The sequence below is a fragment of the Nocardia sp. NPDC051787 genome (assembly GCF_040681325.1).
Classification (GTDB): Bacteria; Actinomycetota; Actinomycetes; order Mycobacteriales; family Mycobacteriaceae; genus Nocardia.
On sequence record NZ_JBFAYO010000037.1, the window covers coordinates 28960 to 51760 of the forward strand.

22 protein-coding genes and 4 pseudogenes are annotated in these 22801 nt (G+C 67.9%); 15 read left to right on the forward strand and 11 right to left on the reverse strand.

Annotated features, from left to right (window positions below):
• Positions 1-21: 21 nt before the first annotated feature.
• Positions 22-195 (reverse strand): annotated as a pseudogene (locus AB0M45_RS29500) (sigma 54 modulation/S30EA ribosomal C-terminal domain-containing protein); the annotation flags it as partial.
• Between the two features lie 705 nt (positions 196-900).
• Between AB0M45_RS29500 and AB0M45_RS29505 the strand changes: the two are divergent.
• A complete protein-coding gene (locus tag AB0M45_RS29505; RefSeq protein ID WP_364335926.1) occupies positions 901-1503 on the forward strand; it encodes a hypothetical protein in 603 nt (200 codons plus the stop codon).
• Between the two features lie 91 nt (positions 1504-1594).
• On the opposite strand, the gene AB0M45_RS29510 is transcribed toward AB0M45_RS29505, so the two are convergent.
• A complete protein-coding gene (locus AB0M45_RS29510) occupies positions 1595-2056 on the reverse strand; it encodes a lysylphosphatidylglycerol synthase domain-containing protein (protein WP_364335928.1) in 462 nt (153 codons plus the stop codon).
• Between the two features lie 44 nt (positions 2057-2100).
• Positions 2101-2229 (reverse strand): hypothetical protein, encoded by a 129-nt coding sequence (locus AB0M45_RS29515; RefSeq protein ID WP_364335930.1) that lies wholly within the window; start codon positions 2227-2229, stop codon positions 2101-2103.
• A gap of 176 nt (positions 2230-2405) precedes the next feature.
• Between AB0M45_RS29515 and AB0M45_RS29520 the strand changes: the two are divergent.
• From AB0M45_RS29520 to AB0M45_RS29550, 7 genes and pseudogenes are all read left to right on the forward strand, one after another.
• Positions 2406-3068: pseudogene (locus tag AB0M45_RS29520) on the forward strand (DUF4389 domain-containing protein); the annotation flags it as partial.
• Positions 3065-3415, forward strand: coding sequence for a hypothetical protein (locus AB0M45_RS29525; protein WP_364335932.1), 351 nt, complete (start codon positions 3065-3067; stop codon positions 3413-3415). The pseudogene AB0M45_RS29520 and the gene AB0M45_RS29525, both read left to right, overlap by 4 nt.
• Before the next feature lie 16 nt (positions 3416-3431).
• Positions 3432-3740: a hypothetical protein gene (locus AB0M45_RS29530; protein ID WP_364335934.1), complete on the forward strand. Its 309-nt coding sequence runs from the start codon at positions 3432-3434 to the stop codon at positions 3738-3740.
• A gap of 214 nt (positions 3741-3954) precedes the next feature.
• A complete protein-coding gene (locus AB0M45_RS29535; RefSeq protein ID WP_195132748.1) occupies positions 3955-4602 on the forward strand; it encodes a response regulator transcription factor in 648 nt (215 codons plus the stop codon).
• Positions 4603-4847: 245 nt separating this feature from the next.
• Complete coding sequence (locus AB0M45_RS29540; RefSeq protein WP_364335937.1) at positions 4848-5756, forward strand: universal stress protein; 909 nt, start codon at positions 4848-4850, stop codon at positions 5754-5756.
• 198 nt (positions 5757-5954) lie between these two features.
• Positions 5955-6707 (forward strand): SDR family oxidoreductase, encoded by a 753-nt coding sequence (locus AB0M45_RS29545; RefSeq protein WP_364335939.1) that lies wholly within the window; start codon positions 5955-5957, stop codon positions 6705-6707.
• 141 nt (positions 6708-6848) lie between these two features.
• Positions 6849-7748: a universal stress protein gene (locus AB0M45_RS29550; RefSeq protein WP_364335941.1), complete on the forward strand. Its 900-nt coding sequence runs from the start codon at positions 6849-6851 to the stop codon at positions 7746-7748.
• 136 nt (positions 7749-7884) lie between these two features.
• Here AB0M45_RS29550 and ppsA read toward each other — a convergent pair whose 3' ends face one another.
• A complete protein-coding gene (gene ppsA, locus AB0M45_RS29555) occupies positions 7885-10191 on the reverse strand; it encodes a phosphoenolpyruvate synthase (protein ID WP_364335943.1) in 2307 nt (768 codons plus the stop codon).
• A 303-nt stretch (positions 10192-10494) separates the two neighbouring features.
• On the opposite strand from ppsA, the gene AB0M45_RS29560 reads away from it, so the two are divergent.
• A complete protein-coding gene (locus AB0M45_RS29560; protein ID WP_364335945.1) occupies positions 10495-11751 on the forward strand; it encodes a wax ester/triacylglycerol synthase domain-containing protein in 1257 nt (418 codons plus the stop codon).
• A gap of 255 nt (positions 11752-12006) precedes the next feature.
• Here the strand turns inward: AB0M45_RS29560 and AB0M45_RS29565 are convergent, their stop codons facing one another.
• Complete coding sequence (locus tag AB0M45_RS29565) at positions 12007-12516, reverse strand: disulfide bond formation protein DsbA (RefSeq protein ID WP_364335947.1); 510 nt, start codon at positions 12514-12516, stop codon at positions 12007-12009.
• A gap of 299 nt (positions 12517-12815) precedes the next feature.
• Between AB0M45_RS29565 and AB0M45_RS29570 the strand changes: the two genes are divergently transcribed.
• The 4 genes from AB0M45_RS29570 to AB0M45_RS29585 all read left to right on the forward strand — a co-directional run bounded on the left by AB0M45_RS29570 (position 12816) and on the right by AB0M45_RS29585 (position 16047).
• Positions 12816-14963: an MMPL family transporter gene (locus tag AB0M45_RS29570; RefSeq protein ID WP_364335949.1), complete on the forward strand. Its 2148-nt coding sequence runs from the start codon at positions 12816-12818 to the stop codon at positions 14961-14963.
• 69 nt (positions 14964-15032) lie between these two features.
• Positions 15033-15302: a metal-sensitive transcriptional regulator gene (locus tag AB0M45_RS29575; protein WP_195132756.1), complete on the forward strand. Its 270-nt coding sequence runs from the start codon at positions 15033-15035 to the stop codon at positions 15300-15302.
• A gap of 47 nt (positions 15303-15349) precedes the next feature.
• Positions 15350-15595 (forward strand): DUF2892 domain-containing protein, encoded by a 246-nt coding sequence (locus AB0M45_RS29580; protein ID WP_364335952.1) that lies wholly within the window; start codon positions 15350-15352, stop codon positions 15593-15595.
• A 38-nt stretch (positions 15596-15633) separates the two neighbouring features.
• Entirely contained in the window at positions 15634-16047 is a 414-nt protein-coding gene (locus AB0M45_RS29585) for a DUF302 domain-containing protein (RefSeq protein ID WP_364335954.1), read from the forward strand.
• 43 nt (positions 16048-16090) lie between these two features.
• Here the strand turns inward: AB0M45_RS29585 and AB0M45_RS29590 are convergent.
• The 3 genes and pseudogenes from AB0M45_RS29590 to AB0M45_RS29600 form a co-directional block, all read right to left on the reverse strand.
• Positions 16091-16249, reverse strand: a pseudogene (locus tag AB0M45_RS29590) (erythromycin esterase family protein); the annotation flags it as partial.
• 269 nt (positions 16250-16518) lie between these two features.
• Entirely contained in the window at positions 16519-17202 is a 684-nt protein-coding gene (locus tag AB0M45_RS29595; RefSeq protein WP_364335956.1) for a DUF2267 domain-containing protein, read from the reverse strand.
• A gap of 12 nt (positions 17203-17214) precedes the next feature.
• Positions 17215-17769, reverse strand: a complete 555-nt coding sequence (locus tag AB0M45_RS29600) for a flavodoxin domain-containing protein (protein ID WP_364335958.1) — start codon at positions 17767-17769, stop codon at positions 17215-17217.
• Positions 17770-18183: 414 nt separating this feature from the next.
• Here AB0M45_RS29600 and AB0M45_RS29605 point away from each other — a divergent pair.
• Positions 18184-18509 (forward strand): annotated as a pseudogene (locus AB0M45_RS29605) (2-oxo acid dehydrogenase subunit E2).
• Between the two features lie 351 nt (positions 18510-18860).
• Here AB0M45_RS29605 and AB0M45_RS29610 read toward each other — a convergent pair.
• Complete coding sequence (locus AB0M45_RS29610) at positions 18861-19439, reverse strand: CBS domain-containing protein (protein WP_364335960.1); 579 nt, start codon at positions 19437-19439, stop codon at positions 18861-18863.
• Between the two features lie 419 nt (positions 19440-19858).
• Between AB0M45_RS29610 and AB0M45_RS29615 the strand changes: the two genes are divergently transcribed.
• A complete protein-coding gene (locus AB0M45_RS29615) occupies positions 19859-20737 on the forward strand; it encodes a hypothetical protein (RefSeq protein ID WP_364335962.1) in 879 nt (292 codons plus the stop codon).
• Positions 20738-20893: 156 nt separating this feature from the next.
• On the opposite strand, the gene AB0M45_RS29620 is transcribed toward AB0M45_RS29615, so the two are convergent.
• On the reverse strand, positions 20894-21265 hold the full coding sequence (locus AB0M45_RS29620; protein ID WP_364335964.1) for a hypothetical protein: 372 nt from the start codon (positions 21263-21265) through the stop codon (positions 20894-20896).
• Positions 21266-21376: 111 nt separating this feature from the next.
• A complete protein-coding gene (locus AB0M45_RS29625) occupies positions 21377-22792 on the reverse strand; it encodes a wax ester/triacylglycerol synthase domain-containing protein (protein WP_364335966.1) in 1416 nt (471 codons plus the stop codon).
• Between the last annotated feature and the right edge of the window lie 9 nt (positions 22793-22801).

Below are 22801 nucleotides of genomic sequence, written 5' to 3' on the forward strand. Positions count from 1 at the left end.
GTTCCCTCGAGGATCGAACTCTTACCGCCGCGTCGGCGGTGTGATCAGGCCGTAGTCGCCGTCGTAGCGGTGGTAGAGCACGCTGCCCCGTTTCGACGCCTTGTCATGGAAGAAGACGAACGGCAGGCCGGTCAGCCCGAGCCGCGTGATGGCGGCCTGGACATCCAGTACCGGCGCCGGGGTCGGACTCATGGTGAATGACACGGCGACGACAGGCCGAGCCACCGCCGGGTCGGCGTGCCCCGCGACCCGGACCCGCGCCCCGAGCAGCGGCTCTGACGCGTGATCCAAAGCGGGGCCGACCTTCTGCCGCACATAGTCGGCCGCCGCGGCGGAGACATGGTGCCCGATCGATATCTGTAGTGCCGAATCCGTCATCCGCAGTGTCGGATCCGTCGCGGTGCCTTTACTCATGCGATCGACTCTCGCACCGCCCGCGACGGTGCCGAGAGGGTCGAAAGTCCTGTCGCCCTCCGCAATGGACCACTGCGGCGCATCCGATAGCAGGCCCGTCTGCGTACGCCGACGCCGTTGTCGGCCTGCGGTTTTGGGAGACAGATCGCCGGGAGGGTAGGAGCAGGACCATTGCCCGCGGCTCGATGCGGTAGCTGTGACCGGACACCGCATCGCGGAATGGGAAGCGTCTCGGGTGCGAGCGGCCCTCTCGATGGGGGCGAGGCTCTCGTCAGCGAGCCGCCGGCATGCCGAGCGTGAGCTCCGAAATCGTCGACAGGCTCAGCTGTTCAGAGGCGGTTCGGCCGACCGAACGGGGGCCGGTCGGCTCGTCGGCAGGAGACCTTTGTCTCTGCTGCTCGATTCGCGCACACGGGATTCTCGACACAACGAATCGAACGCACTTCGAGCCGAAGAGTGGGCGCCGTCCGGAAGAGGGTGATCAAGGTGTCCGAATTTCCGTTATTGCCCGTCCGATTGTGGCGTCTGTGTCCGTGGCACACCAACCCGCTGATCCGTGCGTCGGATCGGATCCAGGCGCTGGCCGGGATGTTCGCGATCGCGGTGGCGCTGCTGGCGGTGCCACTCGCGGGAGCGGCGGGTACCGCGGGTTACACGGACGCCATGGCGCGCATCCGCGTCGAGAACGCGGCCAAGGCCGAGGCGATGGCGACGGTCACGGCGAAGCCGAAGCGGACGGTGATCGCCACCCGCCAGCACGGGCTGACCAATGAGCGATACGAAGCGGCGGTCCGGTGGAATCACGACGGGAAATCCGGAACCGCGGTCGTCGAGGTTCCGAGCGGATCGGCGCTCGGCGCGGAGGTGCCGATCTGGCTCGGACCGGACGGGCAGCCGACCACCGCGCCGAAGCGTTCCGATGCCGCGGTCGGCGAGGGGATCAGCACCGGTCTTGCCCTGCTCGCCGGATCATGGGGAGGCGCACTGCTCCTGGCCTGGGGTGTCGGCAAGCTGCTCGATGCCCGTCGCGCCGCGTCCTGGGATCGGGAATGGCGCCGAATCGGTCGCCCGCTCGGGCAGGACTGGTAACCGGGTGTGTTCGTCCGGTCGTGCCGACGCAACCCATTGCCTGATAACGCCGATGGTGTCGAACAACGTGATGCCGCGCGGTATACCGACGTCACAGGATGTGATGACGCTGGAGGGTGCGCAAGGAGAAGAAGCCGACGGCGGCGGGAAGCCAGAATGTCGCCAGCCGATAGGCGAGCACGCCTGCGACGGCGGGTGTGCTGGGTACGCCGCCGACCATGAGCCCGGCCACCAGGTATGCCTCGACGACACCCAGGCCGGCGGGGGTCGGGCTCGCCGCCCCGAGTGCTTGGCCGCCGAGGAATACCGCGGCGACCAGGGCGGCTGATGCAGTCGCGCCGAAGGCGTGTACCGAGAAGCCCAGCGCCGCGATGTAGGCGATGTTGGCGCCCACTTGGCCGCCGAGCAGGAAGGTCACCGTCAGCGCGGTGACGGCGATCGCGGTGGTCCGCGGCAGTCCGCAGCGCTCCAGGTAGCGTTCGTTGACGGCGGTTCCGCCGAGGCCATAGGGCGCCAACCGGTTCGCGAACGAGGTCGCCAGCTGAACATTCATGGTGCGGCCGAAGGCCAGGGCGCGGGGGCTGGCTGTTGACGACTTCAGCGCGCGAGTTGCGTGCCTCCTTTCTGGACCATGTCGGCGTCGCGGGCGATTCGGCGTGACGGCAGCGGCAGCCAGCAGACGCGCCCGCCGCCGTAACCCGCCGCTGCGACGACCGGTCTGGTCACCGGGGTCGGGTACCGGCCAAAGGTCCTGGATGCGCGGCCCTTTCGGCCCTCCGCGCGGGCGCCTGGGTGATTCATCCTGAATTCCAGGACGTGACTGGATTTCGTCGCATCAGGCGACGTCGCGAGGCACTGTGTCCAGGCGAGGAGCACCCATGAATCCCGAAAATACAACCGTCTATCCGGTGAGCTTGCGCGGTGACCTGGACGAACCGCTGTCGCGCTGGTTGTGGCTGGTGAAATGGATACTCGCGATACCGCACTACGTTGTCCTGTTCTTTCTGTGGATCGCGTTCGCCGTTCTCACCGTGGCCGCTGGATTCGCGATCCTGTTCACCGGCCGCTATCCGCGAACGATCTTCGACTTCAACGTCGGTGTGATCAGGTGGTCCTGGCGGGTGCAGTTCTATTCGTTCGCGGCGCTGGGCACCGACCGGTATCCGCCATTCACCCTGGGCCCTACGGACTATCCCGCCGATTTCCATGTCGATTACCCGGACCGCCTATCCCGTGGGCTGGTGCTGGTGAAATGGTGGCTGCTGGCCATCCCGCACTACCTGGTGGTTTCCGCGATGTCCAGCGGCGCTGTCGTCCTCGGTGGCAACGACGACAGCGGTGGCGACGCCATAACGTCGGTGCCGCTGCTGGGTGTGCTCGTCTTCATCGCCGCGGTCGCGTTGCTGTTCACCGCTCGCTACCCGCGCCGTCTGTTCGACTTCATTCTCGGCATCAACCGCTGGATCTATCGCGTCCTTGCCTACGCGGCGCTGATGCGCGACGAGTACCCGCCATTTCGCCTCGACCAAGGCCCACGCGAGCCAGCCACGGAGCCGCGGCCATGACGACGAGATCGACCTCTGTCAACCGGCGTTCGGCAATTGCGCAGCACACCCCGATGCCGCCGCAGCGCTACCAGTTCGATTACCAGCCGCTGTGGCCGTACGCCACGGCGGAGGAGGCGGCTGCCGCCCAGCGGGCTCTGCGCGAGGGACATCAGCCGTGGCGGCTGGACGCGGGCACGGTCGCGCAGATGTTCACCAGGGATTACCTCGGCTTCCAGGGCGTCGACCAAGTCGTGGACGTCGTCACGCAGGGCGAGCACGCCTGGGTGAGTGTGGGTTTCGGCCACCCCGCAGGCGCGCCGGCCATCGCCGCGGTGGTACATCTGGCGCGTTTCAGCGGTCGGTGATGATGCGCCGTGGGAGGTGGTCGGCACCGAAGACAGCACCCTCACACTGACCGCCCCGAGCTACGGGTCGGCAGTGCGATCACCGCTGCTGGCGGGCGGTCGGATCTCGGGAGTCGACGAAAGCCTGCGCGTCCAAGTCCGGCAGATCGCTCGGACGCGGCCGGTGGGCGAGGCCTCGCCCATACCGGCGGGCGGCGCGGATACACCCTGGACGGCGACCGTATCCTTCACCGCCGATTGCCCCGGCACGCTCACCGTCGTGGTTTCCACCGGTGGGCACATCGCGGAGGTGGAGCGTTTCGCGATCACCGGCGTGCATTGCTAGATCATCTGCGCATCAGGCAGGCCCCGTGCCCGGGCGTATCCATCGAGCCCGTTGCAGTCGCCGGAAGCGGCAGGCCGATCGTCGGCCGGTTGGGAACAACGCCGTATTCGCCGGAAGGTCAAGGGACTTTGGTCACCAGTCAGGTGTCCAACTCCGGCCTGCACCGCCAAACGCGGCCGTACGCTGAGGGCATGGGTGACGGAGGTGCATCGGCATGACCAAGGTGTTCCTGGTGGACGACCACCACATTGTGCGGCGCGGCGTGGCCGACCTGATCGACGCCGAGACCGATATGGAGGTCATCGGTGAAGCGGGCAGCGTATCCCAGGCGCTGGCGCGTATTCCCGCGCTGCGACCCGACGTCGCGGTGCTGGATGTGCGCCTGCCCGACGGCAACGGCATCGAACTGTGCCGGGAGCTGCTGAACCAGCAGCTCGGATTGCGCTGTCTGATCCTTACCTCGTTCACCGACGAGCAGGCCATGCTGGACGCGATTCTGGCCGGTGCCAGCGGCTACGTGGTCAAGGACATCGGAACGACCGACCTCGTCGACGCTATCCGTGACGTGGGCTCGGGCAAATCACTGCTGGACAATCGGGCCGCCGCGGCCTTGATGGCGAAGTTGCGCGACGAGGCCGAGGCCAAGACGGGACCGCTGGCTGCGCTCACCGACCAGGAACGCGTTCTACTGGGGCTGCTCGGTGAGGGGCTGACGAACCGGCAGATCGCACAGCGGATGTTCTTGGCGGAGAAGACGGTGAAGAACTACGTGTCCCGGCTGCTGACGAAGCTCGGCGTGGAACGGCGCACCCAAGCCGCGGTGCTGGCATCCAAACTCAACCCGTCCACGAACAGAGATTGAGCCCGCGACTTGCGAGTCCCGGGCGGCCCGGTGACCGATGGGTACGGTCCCGGCGATGACCTGACATGGGTGCAGCCTGGACGGACCGCACGACTGCGCTGGTCCGCGCCACGGTTGTGAGCGAAATACCATAAGACGACGGTGCTTTGGGCCCGCTGGTTCGGGACCAACGACCGGCGTGTGCACGAGGCCGTTATTCCTAACCTACGGATAGCCGAAATCACCGGATCCGAAGGGACGATCTCATGTCCACCCAGCCCACCGTCAACCCCCACCAGCTGGCCTCGGCTCCTGTCGTGATCGGTGTCGATGGTTCCGAAAGCTCTGACTTGGCCGTCTACTGGGCTGCCGAGACCGCCGCGCGCCGGCGCCGCACGTTGCGCATCGTGCACGGCCTTGATCTCGCTGCGGCACAGGCGGTCTTCGGCATGTACGACCTGATGGTGCCCGCCGTCGCCCAGACACTGCGGGAAGAAGGCGCCGCCACGCTGGCAACCGCGGCCCGGCTGGCCTGCCGGATCGACCCCGAGCTGCGCGTGGAAACCGAGCTGTCGCCGGCCCATCCGGCCAGGCTGCTCATCAAGCGATCGCAGTCCGCGCATCTGATCGTGCTGGGTGCCGGGCGGGCCGGCGAAATCGCCCACATCGGGTCGACACTGCTCGCGGTGACCGCGCACGGACACGGCGACATCGTGGTCGTCCACGACACGGGCAGTGAGCAGCGGACCCGGAGTACCGGCCCCGTAGTGGTCGGCGTCGATGGCAGCCGAGTCAGCGAGGTCGCGGTCGCCGCGGCATTCAACGAAGCAAGCGTCCGCGACACAACGCTTGTCGCGGTACACGCCGCCACCGACTTCCATCCACATGCCGGGGTCACCAGCCTCCTCCCGGCCCGCGAGTTCGAAACCGCGGCACAGCAGATGCTCGCCGAACAACTGGCCGGGTGGCAGGAGAAATTCCCGGACGTACAGGTGGCCCGCAAGGTGTCTGTGGCGTCGCCACGCAATCTGCTCACCGCGTGGTCGAAGTCCGCGCAGTTGCTCGTGGTCGGCAGCCGCGGCCGCGGCGGATTCCGCGGCCTGCTACTCGGTTCCACCAGCAATTTCCTTGTCCAGCATGTCCATTGCCCGGTCATGGTCGCCCACGAGAAGTAGTTCTCGCGGGTCCTGGCGTGGTAGTCCCGTGATCGCGAGTTCGGTGCTGCTGTATCAGCACGGTGATGCCCGCCCGCGTGGACTGATCGTGGCCGGAGGGCCCCGCATTCGGTGACCTTCGGCCGTCATCTACGCCGCAGGATCGCGCCATGCTGAATCACGAAATAGACGGCCTGAGCCGGCTGAAAGGTGATCATCATGACCGAACTCGAAGGAAGAAGCGCGGTTGTCACCGGCGGGGCGCGCGGTATCGGCGCCGCCGTAGTAGCCGCCTTGGCGAAGGAGCACATCTCCGTCGTGATCGGCGATCTGCTCGAGTCCGAGGGCACCGCACTGGCCGATTCGCTGGGAGCCGGCGCGCTCTTCCGCCGGCTCGATGTGACCGACGAGGCCGGATGGCGCGCGGTGCTCGACGACGCCGAGGCAGAGTTCGGGCCGCTGGCGGTGTTGATCAACAACGCGGGCATCGTCGACTTCGGTGGCATCGAGTCCGAATCGCCGGCGATGTTCCGGCATGTCATCGACGTCAACCTCTACGGCGCCTGGCTCGGCATGCACCTGGCGGCACCGCGGTTGCGGGCTGCGGGCGGCGGGGTGATCGTCAACATCTCCTCCACCGCGGGACTGATCGGCTACGCGGGTGTCGGTGGTTACGTGGCGAGCAAATGGGGTCTGCGGGGTTTGACGAAGGCTGCCGCCCTGGAACTCGGACCCGCGAACGTGCGGGTGTGCTCGATACATCCGGGCACCATCCACACCCCGATGACCGAGCAGATGGACGAATCCGTCGCCGTGGCCCAACCGCTGGCCCGATTCGGTGAACCCGAAGAGGTCGCGGCGATGGTGCGGTTCTTGGTCACCGAGGCGACCTACTCGACAGGCTCGGAATTCGTGCTCGACGGCGGCGCCACCGCCGGTCAGGTTATCGGCCTGCCGGACGAAACCCGATAACAGGCAACCGATGTCTCCGGGGCTGCCCACCGACTGGGTGCTCGGCCGGATTCGCAGCGCTGGCTGGAGCTCGAGTGGCGGCGGATGAGCAGGCCGATCGGCAAGGCATGGAGTGACGGATCTGGAACCAAGGAGAGCACGATGACCGAGAACACGACCGCATCGGGCGGGCAGGCCGATGCGCCCATCGTGGCCGCCGCCGACGGTTCGGCCACCTCGTACCACGCCGTGGCGTGGGCCGCCGTGGATGCGGCTGTGCATCGTTGCCGGCTGCACATCGTCACCTCCGTCGCCATCCCGACCTGCGTCGGTCCCGGTCCCGCGCTGACCGAGCACGACGTGGCGTGGATGCGCACGGAAGGGGAGCGGGTGCTCACCGACGCCGCCCGAGTGGCCCGGACGGCGGCGGTCGGCGAGGCGTTGGCCATCAGCACCGAATTGATCGTCGAGCCGGTCATTCCGTATCTGATCGACCGCTCACGGCAGGCCAGAATGCTGGTCGTCGGCAGCCGGGGCCTCGGAGCGTTTCGCCGCGAGCTGCTCGGCTCGGTGAGCATGGCGGCCACCCGGCACGCGCACTGCCCGGTCGCGGTCGTGCACTCGACTTCGGCGACCGACGCCTTTTCTTCGGGTAAGCCGGTCCTGGTCGGGGTCGACGGTACGGCAAACAGCGAGCCCGCCATCGAACTCGCCTACGAGGAGGCTTCGCGGCGCAAAGTCGGACTGACCGCGCTGCATGCCTGGAGCGATACGAGCAGTGTCGACCTCCGGCTCGACTGGGATGCCGTGCGGGAGCAGGAAGGCGAGTTGCTCGCGGAGCGGCTGGCCGGTTTTGGAGAACGCTGTCCCGACGTGCGGGTACGGCGTGTCCTGGTGCGCGACAGGCCTGTTCGCTCACTGCTCGACGAATCCGATGATGCCCAGTTGCTCGTGGTGGGCAGCCACGGGCGCGGCGGGTTCACCGGCATGCTGCTCGGTTCCACCAGCTCCGCACTGTTGCATGCGGTGGAGTGCCCGATGATCGTCGTGCGGGAGCGTTGAGCGCTGTCGGCGCGACCGGCCGGAGTGGCTTCACGCGGGAGGCCGGTGTCGCCGACGGTGAACGTCGTCACGGCTCCCGCGTGCCGTACAGTCCGTCCGACTCCGCGCCCTATGTCTCGGCCTGGGTGCTTCGGGCTCAGGGGGCGCGGGTTCCGGAGGCGAGCGCCTGCTCGAGCAGCACTCGTCGCTCGGCCGCGGCTATCGCACGGCGCGCGGCAGGTACGGCGTCGGGTGTCACGGAGATCGATGTAATCCCCATCCGCACCAGGTGTTCGGCGAATTCGGGCCGTGTGGAGGGCGCCTGTCCGCAGAGTGACGACGTGATCCGGAGCCGGCGCGCTGTCGCGACGATCTGTCCGATGGCGTCCAGTACAGCGGCGTCGGATTCGTCGAACAGTTCCGAGCAGGTCTCGGAGTCGCGGTCGACGCCGAGCATCAGCTGGGTCAGGTCGTTGCTGCCGATGGAGACACCGTCGATGCCCAACCCCACATATTCGGGGAGCCAGTGCACCACCGAAGGCACCTCGGCCATCACCCAGCGATGCAGTCCGCGCTGGGAGCCCAGCGGGCTCATGTCGACGAACTCCAGGCAGGTTTCCAGTTCCCACCGGGTGCGCACGAACGGAATCATCAAGTGCAGGTTCGGGGTTCGCTCCCGCACGAGCGCCAGCGCGGTGAGCTCCAAATCGAATACCTCGGGTTCGCGGATGTAGCGGTAGCAGCCGCGGTAACCGATCATCGGGTTGCGTTCGTCCGGTTCGTAGCGCGTCCCGCCTGCGAGGTCGCGGAATTCGTTGCTGCGCAGGTCGGTTGCCCGGTAGACGACCGGCCGCGGCGCGAACGCGGTGGTGATGCGGTGCAGTGACTTGGTCATCCGCTCGACGAAGAGGTCTTGTTCCCCACGGGCGATCAGATCCCGGGGGTGGCGGCCGTCGAGCGCCTGCGTGATCAGTGTCTCCGCCCGCAGCAATCCGACTCCGTCGACATCGGTGGCCGCGACGCGTTCGGCCACCTCGGGCAGTGCCAGATTGACGTAGATGCGTGTCGCGGTCGTTTCCGGGGCAGTGACCGGGGCCGCGGGCCGTGGCGCGGTGTGCACCGATTCCGATCGGCCGGCGCGGACTTGGCCTGTGGAGCCGTCGACGGTGACCACCGCGCCTTCGGTGAGGGTGGTGGTCGCGGTACGCGTGCCGACCACGCAGGGGATGCCGAGTTCGCGGGCGACGATCGCGGCATGGCAGGTCATTCCGCCGCTGTCGGTGACCACGGCCGCCGCGCGCGAGAGGGTGGGCAGCCAGTCGGGATTGGTCATCGCGGCGACCAGCACCTCACCGACGCGCAACGCGGAGCCCTCTGCCGGTGCGTGCAGGATACGCACCGGGCCGCTGGCCTGGCCGGGGGCGGCGGCCAGCCCGCGCAGCAGCACCTGCGCCAGAGCCGGCTCCGGCGCAGGATGTTTGGCGTCGGCGTGACCGGCGAGTGTGGTGATCGGCCGGGCCTGCACCAGCCACAGGCGTTCGTCGTCGAACGCCCACTCGATATCCTGCGGCCGACCGCCATGCAACTGCTGAACCCGCAGCGCCGTCTGCGCTACCGCCACGGCTTCGTCCTCGCTGAGCACCTCGGTGGCGGCCTCGTCGTCGGTGAGCTCCACCCGCTGATCACCGTCGGGCCCGGCCACGATGGCGAAACTCTGCTGTCCGGGCCGAACGGCGATCAGTGCGGGGCCCTTGGCGTCGAGCATGTAGGTGTCGGGCTCGGTCGCGCCGGACACCACGACCTCTCCTTGGCCGCGGGCCGCCTCGATCACCACCCGATCCCGGCGGCCGCTCGCTGGATCGGCGGTGAACGCCACGCCTGACCTCCGGGCAGCCACCATGCGCTGCACGACCACAGCGATATCCGGCCGGTCGTGCATTCCGCGGCGGGCACGATAGGTGAGAACTCGGGGCGTGAACAAGGACGCCCAGCAATCGACGACGGCGTCGATCAGCCGCTCGTCGCCACGGATATTGGTGCGCGTCAGGTTCATTCCCGCGAAGGAGGCGGTCGCGCTGTCCTCGCCGACCGCGGAGGAGCGGACCGCGACCGGAACCACATCGCCCAGCCGGTGATAAGCGGCCACCACGGCGTCGCGCACCCCGGCCGCGATCGGGGACTGGTGCACGAGCTTGCGCATATGTGCGCACAGTTCGTCCAGTCGCTGCTCGTCCGAGCGGGCGCCGCCGGAGGCGACCTTCAGTGCCTCGCTGTGCAGCGCGTCGAGTTCCGCGCCGCGCGGGCCATGGATGATCACGTCCTCATAGCAGGATTTGAGGATCACGTACCCGGGCGGCACCGGCAGGCGAGCCGCCACCAATTCACCGAGATTCGCTCCCTTGCCCCCGGCCCGGTCGGAATCGGCCAGGCGCAGCTCAACGAGGTCTGCCACGTAGTCACCCATAACGGCTCCGATCCGTCGCACATCGAACATCGCGTGCTGTCAGCCTCGTCCCGCGAGGATGGCGTTCACCACGGCCGAAGGTCCCAACGTCGGCCGCGTAGGGCCCCTTGCAGCGCTCGCGGTCGAGCTGGCCGACCCCGACCGCGCCAACAGCAGCGCCATGTCGGCGACTTCGCGCGGAATCCGCCCCGGCATGCCGCCGAGCACTGCCGTAGTCTCGGCGACCGCTGTGTGACGACAGTCATGCGAAGCGGTTACCTTCGCATCTCACGGTGCCGGGCCGCGATGGGCACGATGGGATCCGTGGCAGTGTCAGCTCCCCGGCCGACAGAGGAACTACGGCCCCTTGATTCGGACTTCATCGAACTGGAGGACGCCGATCGGCATATCAGTCTCGGTATCGCTCCGGTGGCGCTCCTTTCCGGTGTGCCTCCGAGCCGAGATGAGATCGCCCGCGCGCTGACCAGGGGATTGTTACGCAACGCACGGCTCCGCAAGAAGGTGCGGCGGGAACCGCTCGACCTGGCCACGCCGGTCTGGGAGAACGACCCACATTTCGACCTCGCCCACCACATACGGTGGACCGCGCTGCCGGAGCCGGGCGATGAGCAGGCGCTGTGCGAGCTGGTCGCGACCGAGCTGGGGCAGCGGCTCGACCGCGACCACCCGCTGTGGCAGTGCATCGTCGTCGAACATCTCGCAGGCGACCGCTGGGCGCTGATCGTCAAAGCGCATCACAGCCTGGTCGACGGCGTGTCGGGGATCTCGCTGTTCGAGCATCTCTGTGATCCGGTTCCGGGGGAGGCGGAGCACCGTGCCACGCCCGAGCCAGGGGGCCGGACCCTGGCACGGTTGCTCGCGTTCGCTCGCGGGGGAGCGCGAATGCCCTTCGTTGTGCCGCGGTTCGTGATCGGCGCGGTGCGCGGTCTGGCTCCGGTGGCCGTCGCCGCGATCATGCCGGCCGCGGGCTCCTCGCTCAACGGCCCGATCGGACGGCAACGCCGCTACGTCATCGCTCGGGTCCCGCTGTCGGATGTCCGCGATATCTGTGCGGCATTCGGGGTCACCGTCAACGATGTCGTCCTGAGCGCTGTCGCCGCCGCCTACCGCGACCTGCTGGTCGGTCGGCAGGAGCGGCCGACCCCCGACAAGCTGCGGATTCTCGTTCCGGTGTCGATGCGGACCACGGAGGCGAAATACACTCTCGACAATCGTGTTTCGGCGATGCTGCCGTTCCTGCCGATCGACGTGGCCGATCCCGTCGAGCGGCTGCGCAGCGTCAGCGCGCTCGCCACGAATGTGCCCGGGCCGCGGCACGAATTGCGGGTGTGCGGCCGCAAGGTCGTCGAGCTTCTGCCTGCCGTCCCGATCGCCATGCGGTTGCGCACCGCGATCGCGATCCTCAGCTACACCGACCACCTGGCGTTCGGCATCACCGGCGACTACGACACCGCCCCGGATGTCGGCGTGATCGCCGACGGCATACGGCAGGAGATCCAACGTCTGCATGAGCACGCGAGGATTCGGCGCTTGCCGCGACCGGATGTCGCCGGACGGTAAGCCCTACAGCCGCGTGGGGTACGTCACCGGTGTGGCTCCAGAGATCCAGCGATGCCCGGGCCGCTGTGGCCGTTTCCCAGACTCACGCTCGCCATCGCCGGCCGCGGGAACGTTGTGCTGGCGGGTCGGTACGGGTGGTGTCGTGTCCGGGGCACCATTGGTGTGGCGCGGTAACGGCGCGGACGGCGTCGATGTGGGCGCCACAGCCGGCCCAGGTGGTTTTGCCGCAGCTGCGGCACGGTACGGGATAGCACATCAGTGATCGTCCTCGGGAGCCGTGAAGACGGGTGGGCCCTGGTAGGGGCGGTGCAGGGCGGCGAATCCAGGGGTGGCCGCGGCGGTGAGCAGCGCGTCCAGCAGGTCGGCCGCGCGGTTCGGGTGCGGTGGTGCGGTGAGCACGGGGCCGGAGAAGCCGCGGCCGTCGACGGCGATGATCGGGCTGCCTCCGCGCCCGCCGAGCGCGGTCTGACTGGCGCGGTGAGCGATTGCGACCGCGGCGTCGTAGTCTGCGTCGTCGAGCGCGGCAGTGAGGGCTGGGTCGAGGCCGGTCGCGGAGACGGCGGCCGCGACGGCCGCGTCGTCGTCGGTGTGCGGGCCGCGTGGGTGCAGTCGGGTGCCCAGCGCCAGGTAGAGCGGCGTGAACGCGTCGCGCCCGTGGCGCTTGCCAGTGGCGGCGAACACGCGCCCGATGCGTCGTGAGCGCGTGATCATCGGTTCGTGGTCGGCGTCGACGGTCTGACCGTCGTTGAGTACTGCCAGGCTCATCTGCCTGAGAGTGATGGTGTGCTATTCGCCCGCGCTGTCGAGCAGCCATCGCGCGCTCACCCACGCGAACGGACATATCGGATCCACGTACAGATCAATCTCGGCCACCGGTGTTCCTCCTTCATAGCGTTCGTCCGCAGCGCCAATCCGCCGGGCTCGGGGAGGGGTATGTGTGGCGGACCACCGTGGCGCCACACATACCCCAGGGGGTATCGTGTCACAACAAATGATACCCCCTGGGGTATGTAAGGAGATGGCGTGGAGTCGACGACAAGCCTGGCGGACGCGGAGGTGCGGTAATGACGGAGACGATGACCAGGCAAAAGAGCATAGAGGCGGTGGCGGGTGGCCCGCTGGCGCGCCTGGGAGCGGCGATGGCCGGGCACACCCGCTGGGTGTTCGGTGTGTGGCTGGTGGTGCTGGTCGCGCTCGGCGCGGCCGCGCCGAGCGTGTTCACCTCGCTGGCCGGGGCCGGGTGGCAGGCCAACGGGTCGGAGTCTGTGCGGACGCGGGAACTTGCCCATCAGCATTTCGGCGGGAACTCTTCGGCCGCAGTCCAAGTCGTCGTGCATTCCGACACCGCGACCGTGGACAGCCCCGCGATCCAGGCGGTGATCGGGAAAGTCGACGCGGTGTTCGCCGGTGACGACCGGTTCGGCGCGGTCGTCGCACCGCAGCCGGGGATGACGATCAGCCCCGACGGACACACCGGCATCGTGATCGCCGGTGCGAACGCGTCCACCGACGACATGGTCAAGGCCGTCGACGACCACAAGGACGCCTTGACCGCGTTGTCGGGCGACGGCGTCGAGGTCTATCCGACCGGCGCGTCGGCACTGTGGAGCGACTTCAACGCCGCCAACCACGACGCGATGATCAAAGCCGAGTTGTTCTCCTGGCCGGTCACCTTGGCGATCATGGTGCTGGCGTTCGGATCGCTGGCCGCGGCCGGGCTGCCGCTACTGCTGACCGTCGCCGGGCTGGTGGCCTCGGCCGGCGGACTGGTGTTGCTGAACCAGATCACCCCGATCTCGGTGTGGGCGATGAACTTCGCGATGATGTTCGCCCTCGCGCTCGGCATCGACTACGCACTGTTCCTGGTCGCCAGGTTTCGCGACGCGCTGACCAAGACTGCCGATACCCGCGCGGCGGTGGCCGAGACCATGGACACCGCGGGCAAGGCGGTAGCGCTGTCGGGATTGACGGTGCTGGTCAGCCTGTCGGCGGTGCTGTTGGTTCCCGCACCGGCGGTACGCACGATGACTGTCGGCATCATGCTCGCGGTGGGTTTCGTGCTGGCCGCCACACTGACACTGCTCCCGGCGGCGCTCGGCGCGCTCGGCGCCAAGGTCAACGCCGGATCACTGCCATACGCCAAGCGTCAGCAGCATCGGTCCCCGCGGTTCGCGCGGTGGGGCGAACTGCTACACACACATCCGTGGCCTTTCGCTCTCGGCGGGCTGGCGTTGCTGATCGCGCTGGCGATCCCGGTGCTGGGATTGAAGGTCGCGATGCCCTCGATCCAAGTCGTCCCGGCCGACGCGCCGGTGCGCCAAGGCTACGAACTGGTCCAGCGGCAATTGGGTCCGGGTGCACCGGGGGCCCTTCAGATCATCGCTCCGGACGCCGTGGCGCAGGATGCCGCGCGCCTGGCCGCGGCCACGGACGGGATCGCGATGGTCACTCCCGCCCAGCCCGCGGGCGACGGGTCGGACCTGGTGATCATGCAGGCGCTGCCGCAGGTCGATCCCTCCGACGAACGCATGGGGGCGATCCTGGACCGGCTGCGCGACCGGCTGCCCGCACAGGCTCTCGTCGGTGGCGCGCCCGCGGAGAACCTCGATCTACAGCAGGCTCTCGACGACTACTTCCCGCTCATCGTCGGCATCATCCTGGTGCTGGGATTTCTGCTGCTGCTCGTCGCGCTGCATGCACCGCTCATCGCCGGGCTGGGCACCCTGATCAGTCTGCTGTCGACGGCGGCGGCGTTCGGCGTGGCGAAGCTGATCTTCCAGGACGGCCACGGCGCGGGCCTGCTCGGGTTCACCCCGCAGGGCTTCCTCGACGGGTGGGGCCCGGTGTTCTTTTTCGCGATGATCTTCGCCATCGCGATGGATTACACAGTGTTCCTACTGGCCACCGCCAAGGAACACTACGAACGCTCCGGCGACCCCAAGGTCGCCCACGTCGACGGCCTGGCCCACTCCGGACGGGTGATCTTCGCCGCCGCCGCGGTCATGGTCGCGGTGTTCTTCACCTTCGCCTTGGCCCAGCCACTACCGCCGAAGGAGATGGGCGTCATCCTCGGCGTCGCCGTCCTGCTCGACGCGACTGTGGTTCGACTGATCCTGCTCCCGGTCACCCTGCGCCTGACCGGGCATCATGCCTGGTGGTCGCCGGCGTGGCTGCGCAAGATCCTGCCGACGATCAACTTCGCCCACCACTGACCACACCCACCCTTCCTGATATACCCCGTGGGGTATCCTGAAAGGGTTCACGACACCAGGAGGCACACGATGGTCGGCGACGACACCGCGATCACCGAAGTACTCAACAGGCTGCGCCGCGCTCACGGCCAGCTCGCCGGCGTCATCGCCATGATCGAACAAGGACGCGACTGCAAAGACGTCGTCACCCAGCTGGCCGCGGTCTCACGCGCGCTCGACCGCGCCGGATTCAAGATCGTCGCCACCGGACTGCGCGAATGCCTCACCGGCGACACCGCCGACGGCACGAGCCCGATGACCGTGGACGAGCTGGAAAAACTGTTCCTCGCCCTGGCCTGAACGACTTCGCCCGGCCGGCGGGAGCCATCCCACGAACGGAGACTCCAATGACCCACCACGTGCGAAACCGCGCATGGACCATCGCTCGACTGGTGCCACTGCTGGCCGGGACGCTGGTGCTGCTCAGCACCACACTCGCAGTGACCCTGTCGCCGTGGTGGTCGATCCTCGCCGTGCTGGTCGGCGCCAACCTGCTGCTCTACAGCGCAGTCGGCTGGTGCCCGGCGAGCCTGCTGATGGCACGGCTGGGTATCCCGGCGGGCACCATCGCCCGCGCCCGTCCGCAGTCCTGACCGACGACCCACCCCGCGCACAGAAAGGCACGAATTTCATGAACCTGGGCTTGTCCACCACACTGCACACCAGCTTCGACGAAGCCGTCGCCCGCACCCGAAACGCGCTGGCACAGCAGGGCTTCGGCGTCCTCACCGAAATCGACGTGCGCGCCACCCTCAAAGCCAAACTCGGCGAGGACATGGAGGACTACCTCATCCTCGGCGCCTGCAACCCACCCCTGGCCCACCAAGCCGTCAGCATCGACCGCCAGATCGGGCTGCTGCTGCCGTGCAACGTGATCGTGCGCCGCGATCCCACCTCCGACACAATCATCATCGTCGAGGCGATGAACCCCCAACTCATGGTTCAGGTCACCGACGAACCGGCGCTGCAACCCATCGCCGGCCAAGCCGGTGCCAAGCTCCAAGCGGCCATCGATTCGCTCCAACGCACCGCCGCGCCGCACTGATCCGGTACCGCTCCGGCGACCGGAGGCCACCTTCGACCGCTCTCTACAGCCCCGTGGGGTACGTTTCCGGCGTGGCGCCGGAGATCCAGTGGCTACCCGGGTCCAGCGGTGCGAGGGGTGTGGTGTTGTCGATGTGGATGATCGCGTCGTACCGGTCGGCGAGGCGGGTATGGAAGTAGTGGCTCTGGCGCTCTGTGCGGGGCTGTCGTCGTTCAGCACGATCCGGCCCCGCCCAGGATCCAGGTGAACAGTCCGACCGTGACCAGCGTGGACCAGTGTGCGCCGAGCCGGATCCCGGAGATCCGGCCGAGCGGAAATGTTTGACGCATCATCCCATGCCGTCCAGTCTGGCGTCCGGTCTTCTGCATGGTAGGCGCCGGGTAGAGCCGTTGATGCGCGTCGCCCCCGCCGATTCGAGTTCACTGGTGGTGCCGGTGACGGCGGAGGCAAACCGCGCTGTGTCTCGTACCGTCACGAAGCACCTTCCCGGCGAGCAGGCTGATCAGCGGTTGGTGTCCCGGAACCGGTCAGTCCTTCGGCGAGCAGAATCCGATGCGCCTGCTGGGCGGCGGATTCCCGTGCCGCGTCATGCGATTGGCCGCCGGCTTGCTTCTCCAGCCCCCGGACGAGCACCGCCACAGCGTCGGACAGTGCGCGCAGCCGATTGTCGAATTCGTCGAAGCGAGACGGTTCCGGCTGGATGACAATATCCGCCCGCAACGTGCCGGCGAGTTCGCTGCCCAGCAGAACGCGCCGCAGATCCTCCGGCAGCAGCGCGAAGACGTGGTCGAGCTGTCCGGCGGAGAACAAGCCGGCGAGCGCATCGGTGACCGCGCCGGCGAGCGCGGCCGCCTCGTCACGCGAAACGCCCGCCTCCTGGGCGAACTGGGCGAGGAACGAGCTCACGTCGTGCTGGGTAGGGACATGGGCGGGAACCCAGCCCTCGAAAAAGATTCCGCGCAACAGTTCGGGCAGTTGAGCGCTCAGGTGGGCGGCCGCGTTGACATTGATGCGGTCGCGGACCGTGTGCAGCCACGCGCGCAGCGCGCGGTGCGCGAATGCCCGGTCCTCGGTGGCGAGTTCTTCGGCAATGGCGCGCAGCCACTCGTGTGCGGTGTGGACCGCTGGTGCGAGGGGGTCCCGGCGATAGCTCATGGGGTGCGCCTCTCACGGGTGGATCGTCGTGGAGCGGGGCTTCGGCAGCCGCAGACTCTCGGCAATGGTGTCCGTCCACGTCCGGATCGCGGCCCAATCGCGCAGGTCGCCGTAGTGGCCGCCGCCCAAGAGCCGGTAGAGGATACGGGTGCGCAGGGAGATGCCCGCACGTTCGTAACGGCCCGCGAACGCACGGTAGTCGTGTGCTGCGATGGAATCGCGCAGTGCGGCAATCTTCTTCGGTACGATCCGACCGGCAAGGCGGCCGATCGGCCCGCGCAGGGCCGGGCCGAGCCCCACGCTGAACAGCCAGACGTCACGGCTGGAGAGCTCGTCATGGTGGGCGTGCACGTAGTCGGTGGCGGCGGGTAGCAAGTCCATGTTGTGCACGGCGCTACCCAGTACGAGTGTGTCGAAGCGGGACAACTCGGGGGCATGGTCGATATCGGCGAGCTCGACAGTCGCGTCGCGGCCCGCGAGTTCGTCGCTGATGAACTCGGCGATATCACGGGTCGATCCCTGTTCGGTCGCGTAGACAATCGCGATGCGGGGTTTTTCCTGGTCCATATCGAGAAGCCTGCTCGCACACGTCCCGCTCGGTGAGAGGCCTCGTGCCCGGGCTGACGGGACCATGGTCACCGTCGGTTCCGCTCCTCGGTTCCACCGTAGGGCGGTTATGAAACGGATCTCCCATGACCGACGCAGCGTCTCCGGCGCCGGTCCCACCAGAGCAATCCGGTACTTCATCGAAGCCTCCTCGGTTCCTCGCGCGAACGAGCGTGCGCCGCCCAGGTTGCCCTCTATCGGCGTAAGTCCATCGCCGCCGCAGAGGCAGGACCGCTGGAACCGGTGTCCGATCTGACCCGCCGCGTGTACGCGGAGCGACCATGATCACCTACCGCGAGGCAATGCGCCAAGCGATACGAGAAGCGCTGGATCGCGACGACCGCGTGTTCCTGATGGGTAAGGATGTCGGCGCCTATGGCGGCTGCTTCGGCGTCAGCCGCGGCTTGCCGGAGGAATACGGCCCGGCTGCGTTCCTCGGACGCCATGCCGGCGACCATCACAGTGACGAATCTCGGTGGTCTGGGTGTGGATTCCGTTTACGGTGTGATCGCCGCGCCGCAGGCCGCGATCGTCGGATTCGGTGCCGTCACCGAACGCCCGCGTGCGATGGACGGCCTGCTGGGCGTGCGCCCCAGGTGACCGCGACCCTGTCCGCGGATCACCGCGCCAGCGACGGCGCGGTCGGCGCCCGCTTCCTCAACACCATTTCCGACCTTCTTCAGCAGCCAGAGGAGTTGTGATACCCGATGCCCCGCACGCTATCCCGTGAGACCGCCGAGGACATCGTCCGCGAATCGCTGCGCGGGTTCGCCACCGAGGCCGAGATCGCGGCTCTCGGACCAGACGAGCCGCTGCGAGCACGCTGGAGCTCGACTCGATCGATTTCCAAACCTTCGCCGAACGCCTGTCCACCGCGAGCCGCCGAATCGAGGAGAGCGAATATCCTCGGCTTGCCACCATCCAGTCCTGCGTCGACTTCCTCACCGAGTCCCGCTGAGCGCCTGCGGAAAGCAGTCTGTCGCAAGCATTGCGCTCGGCCGAGCGGAGGCGAGGCGGTCGCCTATCCGAGGTCCTGGCGATACGGCGGCCGTTCAGCGGTCGGGCACGATCCTGGCGTCGTCGGTCACCTCGACGTTGTGCACACCGTCGACGGTGTTTGCGAGAGCGGCGATGACGCGTTGTTCGGCCGGGTCGGCGAAGATTCCGCGAATGGTGACCGCTCCATCAACCACCTCGATGGACCATTGCCTGCGGCTGCCGGCGTATTCGTCCAGCAGCACCCGGATTTTCGCCTCGAGGGTGGCGTCGTCACTGCTCAGAGCGCGCAGCAGGTCACGGCGGGACACGATCCCGACGAGCAGCCCGGCCTCGACGACCGGCATCGACCGCAGATGTCCGGCGAGCATGCGGGCGGCGATCGCCGCGGTGTCGGTACCGGGCGTGATCACCTCGACCGGAACCGACATCACCGCTTCGACAGTGGCGGTCGCCAAGCTGGGGCCGACTCCCAGCGCGTCGGATTCGGAGAGCATGCCGACCACCCGGCCCTGCTCGTCGACGACCGGCAGTGCGGCGAAACCATGTGCGGTCAGCAGCGCGGTCGCCTCGCGCAGCGGTGTCTGCGGACGCACCGTCACCACGGGCCTGCTGAGGACGTCACGTGCGTACATCGGGGTATCACCTCACGGATGCGGCGGCCAGGACCGCTTTTCCAAGGACATATGCCCAGCGTGACGGGGTGCGAGCGGATCCGGGAGAGGCGTCCTTCCTTCGGCACGCGGGACTGATGTCCTCAGTGACGGGCCGGTTCCAGGGTCTTGCGGGTATCACCAATGGCCGCCCGATGGTGCCATTCGGTTCTGTGGGGGCGCGCGCACGACGCGGAGGATCAAGGTATGGAAATTTGGAGATCCGGTGCGGCGGGGAGTAATTCATGATGCCCACCAGGTATGAGAGGCCAGGACTGGGCGCATCGGCGGTGTTGATGGCGTTGCGGTTACCGGTCGGGTTGGGGCAGACGATCGGGGAGTTGCGGTACCTAGGGCGATCCTCCGGGCGGCATATCGCCCTGCCGGTATCGTATGTGCGGGTGGGCGACAGCGTAATCGTCCGCGTGGCGAACGCCGCCACGAAGACGTGGTGGCGGAACTTCCGGTCACCGCACCAGGTGTCGATCCGGATGGATTGCGTATGGGTGAGGGGGTCAGGGCGCGTAGTGGCGCCCGGATCACTGGAGCACGAAGAGGTGCAGGCGGTCTATCAGAAGGCGCATCCGCGACAGCGGATCGACGTGGATGATCCGTACGTGGTGATCGCTGTGGGTGCGGAGCAGACGACGCTGTCTCGCCGTAACCTGAGGCGTCGCTGGTTCGCCGCGGTCACCGCTGGTGAAACTCTCGGCTTCGCCGCACCCGCCGCGGCGGGTGCTTTGACCGCGGCCTCGGCGCCTGCGGTGATCGCGGCCGCACTGCTGATCGCCGCCGCGATCGAAGGCGGCGTGCTCGCCTTGTTCCAAAGTCGCGTACTGCGCTGGTGGTTGCCCGGATTCCCGGCCCGCGACTGGATCATGGCCACGGCGGCCGGTGCCCTCGTCGCGTGGACCGTCGGGCTGGTGCCGGTGCTCTACGGTGACCGATTCGGCGACTTGCCGGTCGCGGTCCAGATACCGGCGGTCGCCACGGGGGCGATTGTGATGCTGTTCGCGATCGGCGTCGCGCAGTGGTCTGTGTTGCGGCACTGGTCGGATCATGCGGTGCTGTGGATCTGGGGAAACGCGGTCGGCTGGATCGCCGGGCTGGCCGCCTTCGCCGCGGTCACCAGTCCGTTGTGGCAGGCCGGGCAGTCGACGACGGTCACGGCCATGATCGGGGCGCTGGGAGGCCTGGTGATGGCTGCCGTAGTTGCGGCGGCGACCGGGCTGTTCCTCGTGCGTATCCTGGCGCCCAGGCATCTGTGTGCTTCTGCGTGACCGTGTCCGGGACACTCACCCTGGCGGATACGGGACCTTCTCCACCTGGTCGAGGACGGCATTGAGAGGTGGGACCGGAGGAACTGCCCATGGCATCCCACGGTGCCGGTCAGGTGTCTGGTCGAGCCGCCATTCACGGGTGCATGGGCTCTGCTCTCAGGTCAGGCTCGCGGCGAGCAACAGGACCGCGGACAGGCCGAGCAGTACCGGGCAGATCTTGAACCAGATCACTCCAGTTCGCGCCCCGGTCAGACTGGTCAGAACGGCCAGGCAGAGGAGTGCGACCGCCGCGATCCGGTACACCCATTCGGTGACATCGGTGCCGCTGCCCATAACGGTGGCCGCGACCACCGTGAGGGCGATACCCCACAATGCGACCGACTCGGCGACCCATTCCTGAAGGATCACTCGACGGTTGTCGGCGGTGATCGGTTCGAACCCTGCGACGACCTGGCGGGTCGGCACCGCATGGGCGATGCCCCACAGCCCGGTGAGAGCGGCTGCGCCGTAGGCCAGGAACTCTCTCATTGCTCCATTCTCCGGTTCGGATTACCGTCGCTGCCAAGGCCTTTCGTCGACACCTCGAAGGTTCGCCGCCCTTGCTCCGACGCACTCGTGCGCTCGCTGCCCGGGAACCGATCACACTGGTGTCGATCGAGGTGCTCCGGAGGGGAGGTCGGCGCCGGCCTCTGACGCGCCGAGGCGGAGCACGGCGGCGAAACCGGCGGCGAGGCAGTCGGTCAAGATCGCGATGTCGGGGATCGCGGCGGCATCCGCGTTGATCGCCACGTAGCAGGTTCCGGCATGCGAGGTCAGGGTCACGTTGACGGCCGTGCCGATGGTGGGTCCGAAAGCGTACATACGGTCGATCCGCGCCCCGGCGATATAGAGAGGCACCGGAGAACCCGGGACGTTGGACGCGACGAAGTCGACATGTTTGAGCATCTCGGTGAGCAGTCCGGCAGGCAACCGGTTGAACGCCGCCGCGACCGCGCCGGACAGCGGTATCGCCGGCTCACGGCGCCAACCACCGACCGCGGCGTCCACGGCGCGCATCAAGTCTTCGGTGTGGGAGATATCGGCCGGCAACGCGAAACGAGCGAGCGTGATCCGGTTGCCGCCGAGCGGATCATCGGCCGTGCGAAGGCTGATCGGCATGGTCACCCGCAGATGCTCGACTTTCGCCCCGTGCCGATCGTGATATGTGCGTAGTCCGATGACCACGGCGGTCAGGAACGCATCGTTCATCGTGCAGCCCACCGCCCGCGCGGCGCGGCGTAGCGGCTCAACGGGGGCATCCAGCACCGCCAACCGGCGACGCAGACCGCGTCCGGTCATCAGCGGTGACAGCGTCGCGGTGACGGGCTGGGCAAGGCGGACCACGGAGGTCGCGAGCGCGGCGCCGTCGCGCGCCGCCCGCGCGGGATGGGTGACAGCTCGCCACGCGGTCCGCGGCGTCGCCCGGATACCGCCGCGAAGCAGCTCCGAGCCAACCGACCAGTTCCATGCCACGACATCGCGCAGCGGGCCGTCCCGGTCGTGCGGCGGCTCGGGCGGACGGCCGCGATCGGTGCCCGCCCGATCGAAATCGAGCAGTGCCGTGGCGATCTGAATACCGCCGATACCATCGGTGAGACTGTGGTGCACCGTCATCACCAACGCGCATCCCCCACCGTTCAGACCACTGAGCAACGTCGAGCGCCACAGTGGGCGGGCCGGATCGAACGCGGTCATCGCTTCGGTCCGGGCGAATTCGAGGGCCGTGGACAGGTCCGCCGGCGCCGGCAGCGCGGAACGTCGCAGGTGCCAGGACAGGTCGAAATCCGGATCGAGTACCCAGCGCGGCGGGGCGAGACCGAACGGCGCGGTGACCAGCCGATGCCGCAACCTCGGCACGAGGCGGGTGCCGCGATCGATCGTCTCCAGCAAGCGATCCCAGTCCGGGTCGGTATCGAGAACCAGGACCGAGACGATCGTCGAGCGCAGCACCGGATCGCGCTCCATGTTCCAGGAGAACAAGTCCGATTGCGACATGTGGGATTCGCGGGTGGCCATCGCCTACTG

Excerpts from the sequence above, each read along its gene's own strand:
- AB0M45_RS29575 (WP_195132756.1), top strand. The coding sequence starts at position 15,033 with ATGGTCGGCGACGACACCGCGATCACCGAAGTACTCAACAGGCTGCGC.
- AB0M45_RS29545 (WP_364335939.1), top strand. The coding sequence starts at position 5,955 with ATGACCGAACTCGAAGGAAGAAGCGCGGTTGTCACCGGCGGGGCGCGC.
- AB0M45_RS29585 (WP_364335954.1), top strand. The coding sequence starts at position 15,634 with ATGAACCTGGGCTTGTCCACCACACTGCACACCAGCTTCGACGAAGCC.
- AB0M45_RS29600 (WP_364335958.1), bottom strand. The coding sequence starts at position 17,769 with ATGGACCAGGAAAAACCCCGCATCGCGATTGTCTACGCGACCGAACAG.
- AB0M45_RS29625 (WP_364335966.1), bottom strand. The coding sequence starts at position 22,792 with ATGGCCACCCGCGAATCCCACATGTCGCAATCGGACTTGTTCTCCTGG.
- AB0M45_RS29570 (WP_364335949.1), top strand. The coding sequence starts at position 12,816 with ATGACGGAGACGATGACCAGGCAAAAGAGCATAGAGGCGGTGGCGGGT.
- AB0M45_RS29525 (WP_364335932.1), top strand. The coding sequence starts at position 3,065 with ATGACGACGAGATCGACCTCTGTCAACCGGCGTTCGGCAATTGCGCAG.
- AB0M45_RS29565 (WP_364335947.1), bottom strand. The coding sequence starts at position 12,516 with ATGAGCCTGGCAGTACTCAACGACGGTCAGACCGTCGACGCCGACCAC.
- AB0M45_RS29610 (WP_364335960.1), bottom strand. The coding sequence starts at position 19,439 with ATGTACGCACGTGACGTCCTCAGCAGGCCCGTGGTGACGGTGCGTCCG.
- AB0M45_RS29540 (WP_364335937.1), top strand. The coding sequence starts at position 4,848 with ATGTCCACCCAGCCCACCGTCAACCCCCACCAGCTGGCCTCGGCTCCT.
- AB0M45_RS29580 (WP_364335952.1), top strand. The coding sequence starts at position 15,350 with ATGACCCACCACGTGCGAAACCGCGCATGGACCATCGCTCGACTGGTG.
- AB0M45_RS29595 (WP_364335956.1), bottom strand. The coding sequence starts at position 17,202 with ATGAGCTATCGCCGGGACCCCCTCGCACCAGCGGTCCACACCGCACAC.
- AB0M45_RS29620 (WP_364335964.1), bottom strand. The coding sequence starts at position 21,265 with ATGAGAGAGTTCCTGGCCTACGGCGCAGCCGCTCTCACCGGGCTGTGG.
- AB0M45_RS29535 (WP_195132748.1), top strand. The coding sequence starts at position 3,955 with ATGACCAAGGTGTTCCTGGTGGACGACCACCACATTGTGCGGCGCGGC.
- AB0M45_RS29550 (WP_364335941.1), top strand. The coding sequence starts at position 6,849 with ATGACCGAGAACACGACCGCATCGGGCGGGCAGGCCGATGCGCCCATC.
- AB0M45_RS29510 (WP_364335928.1), bottom strand. The coding sequence starts at position 2,056 with ATGAATGTTCAGCTGGCGACCTCGTTCGCGAACCGGTTGGCGCCCTAT.
- ppsA (WP_364335943.1), bottom strand. The coding sequence starts at position 10,191 with ATGGGTGACTACGTGGCAGACCTCGTTGAGCTGCGCCTGGCCGATTCC.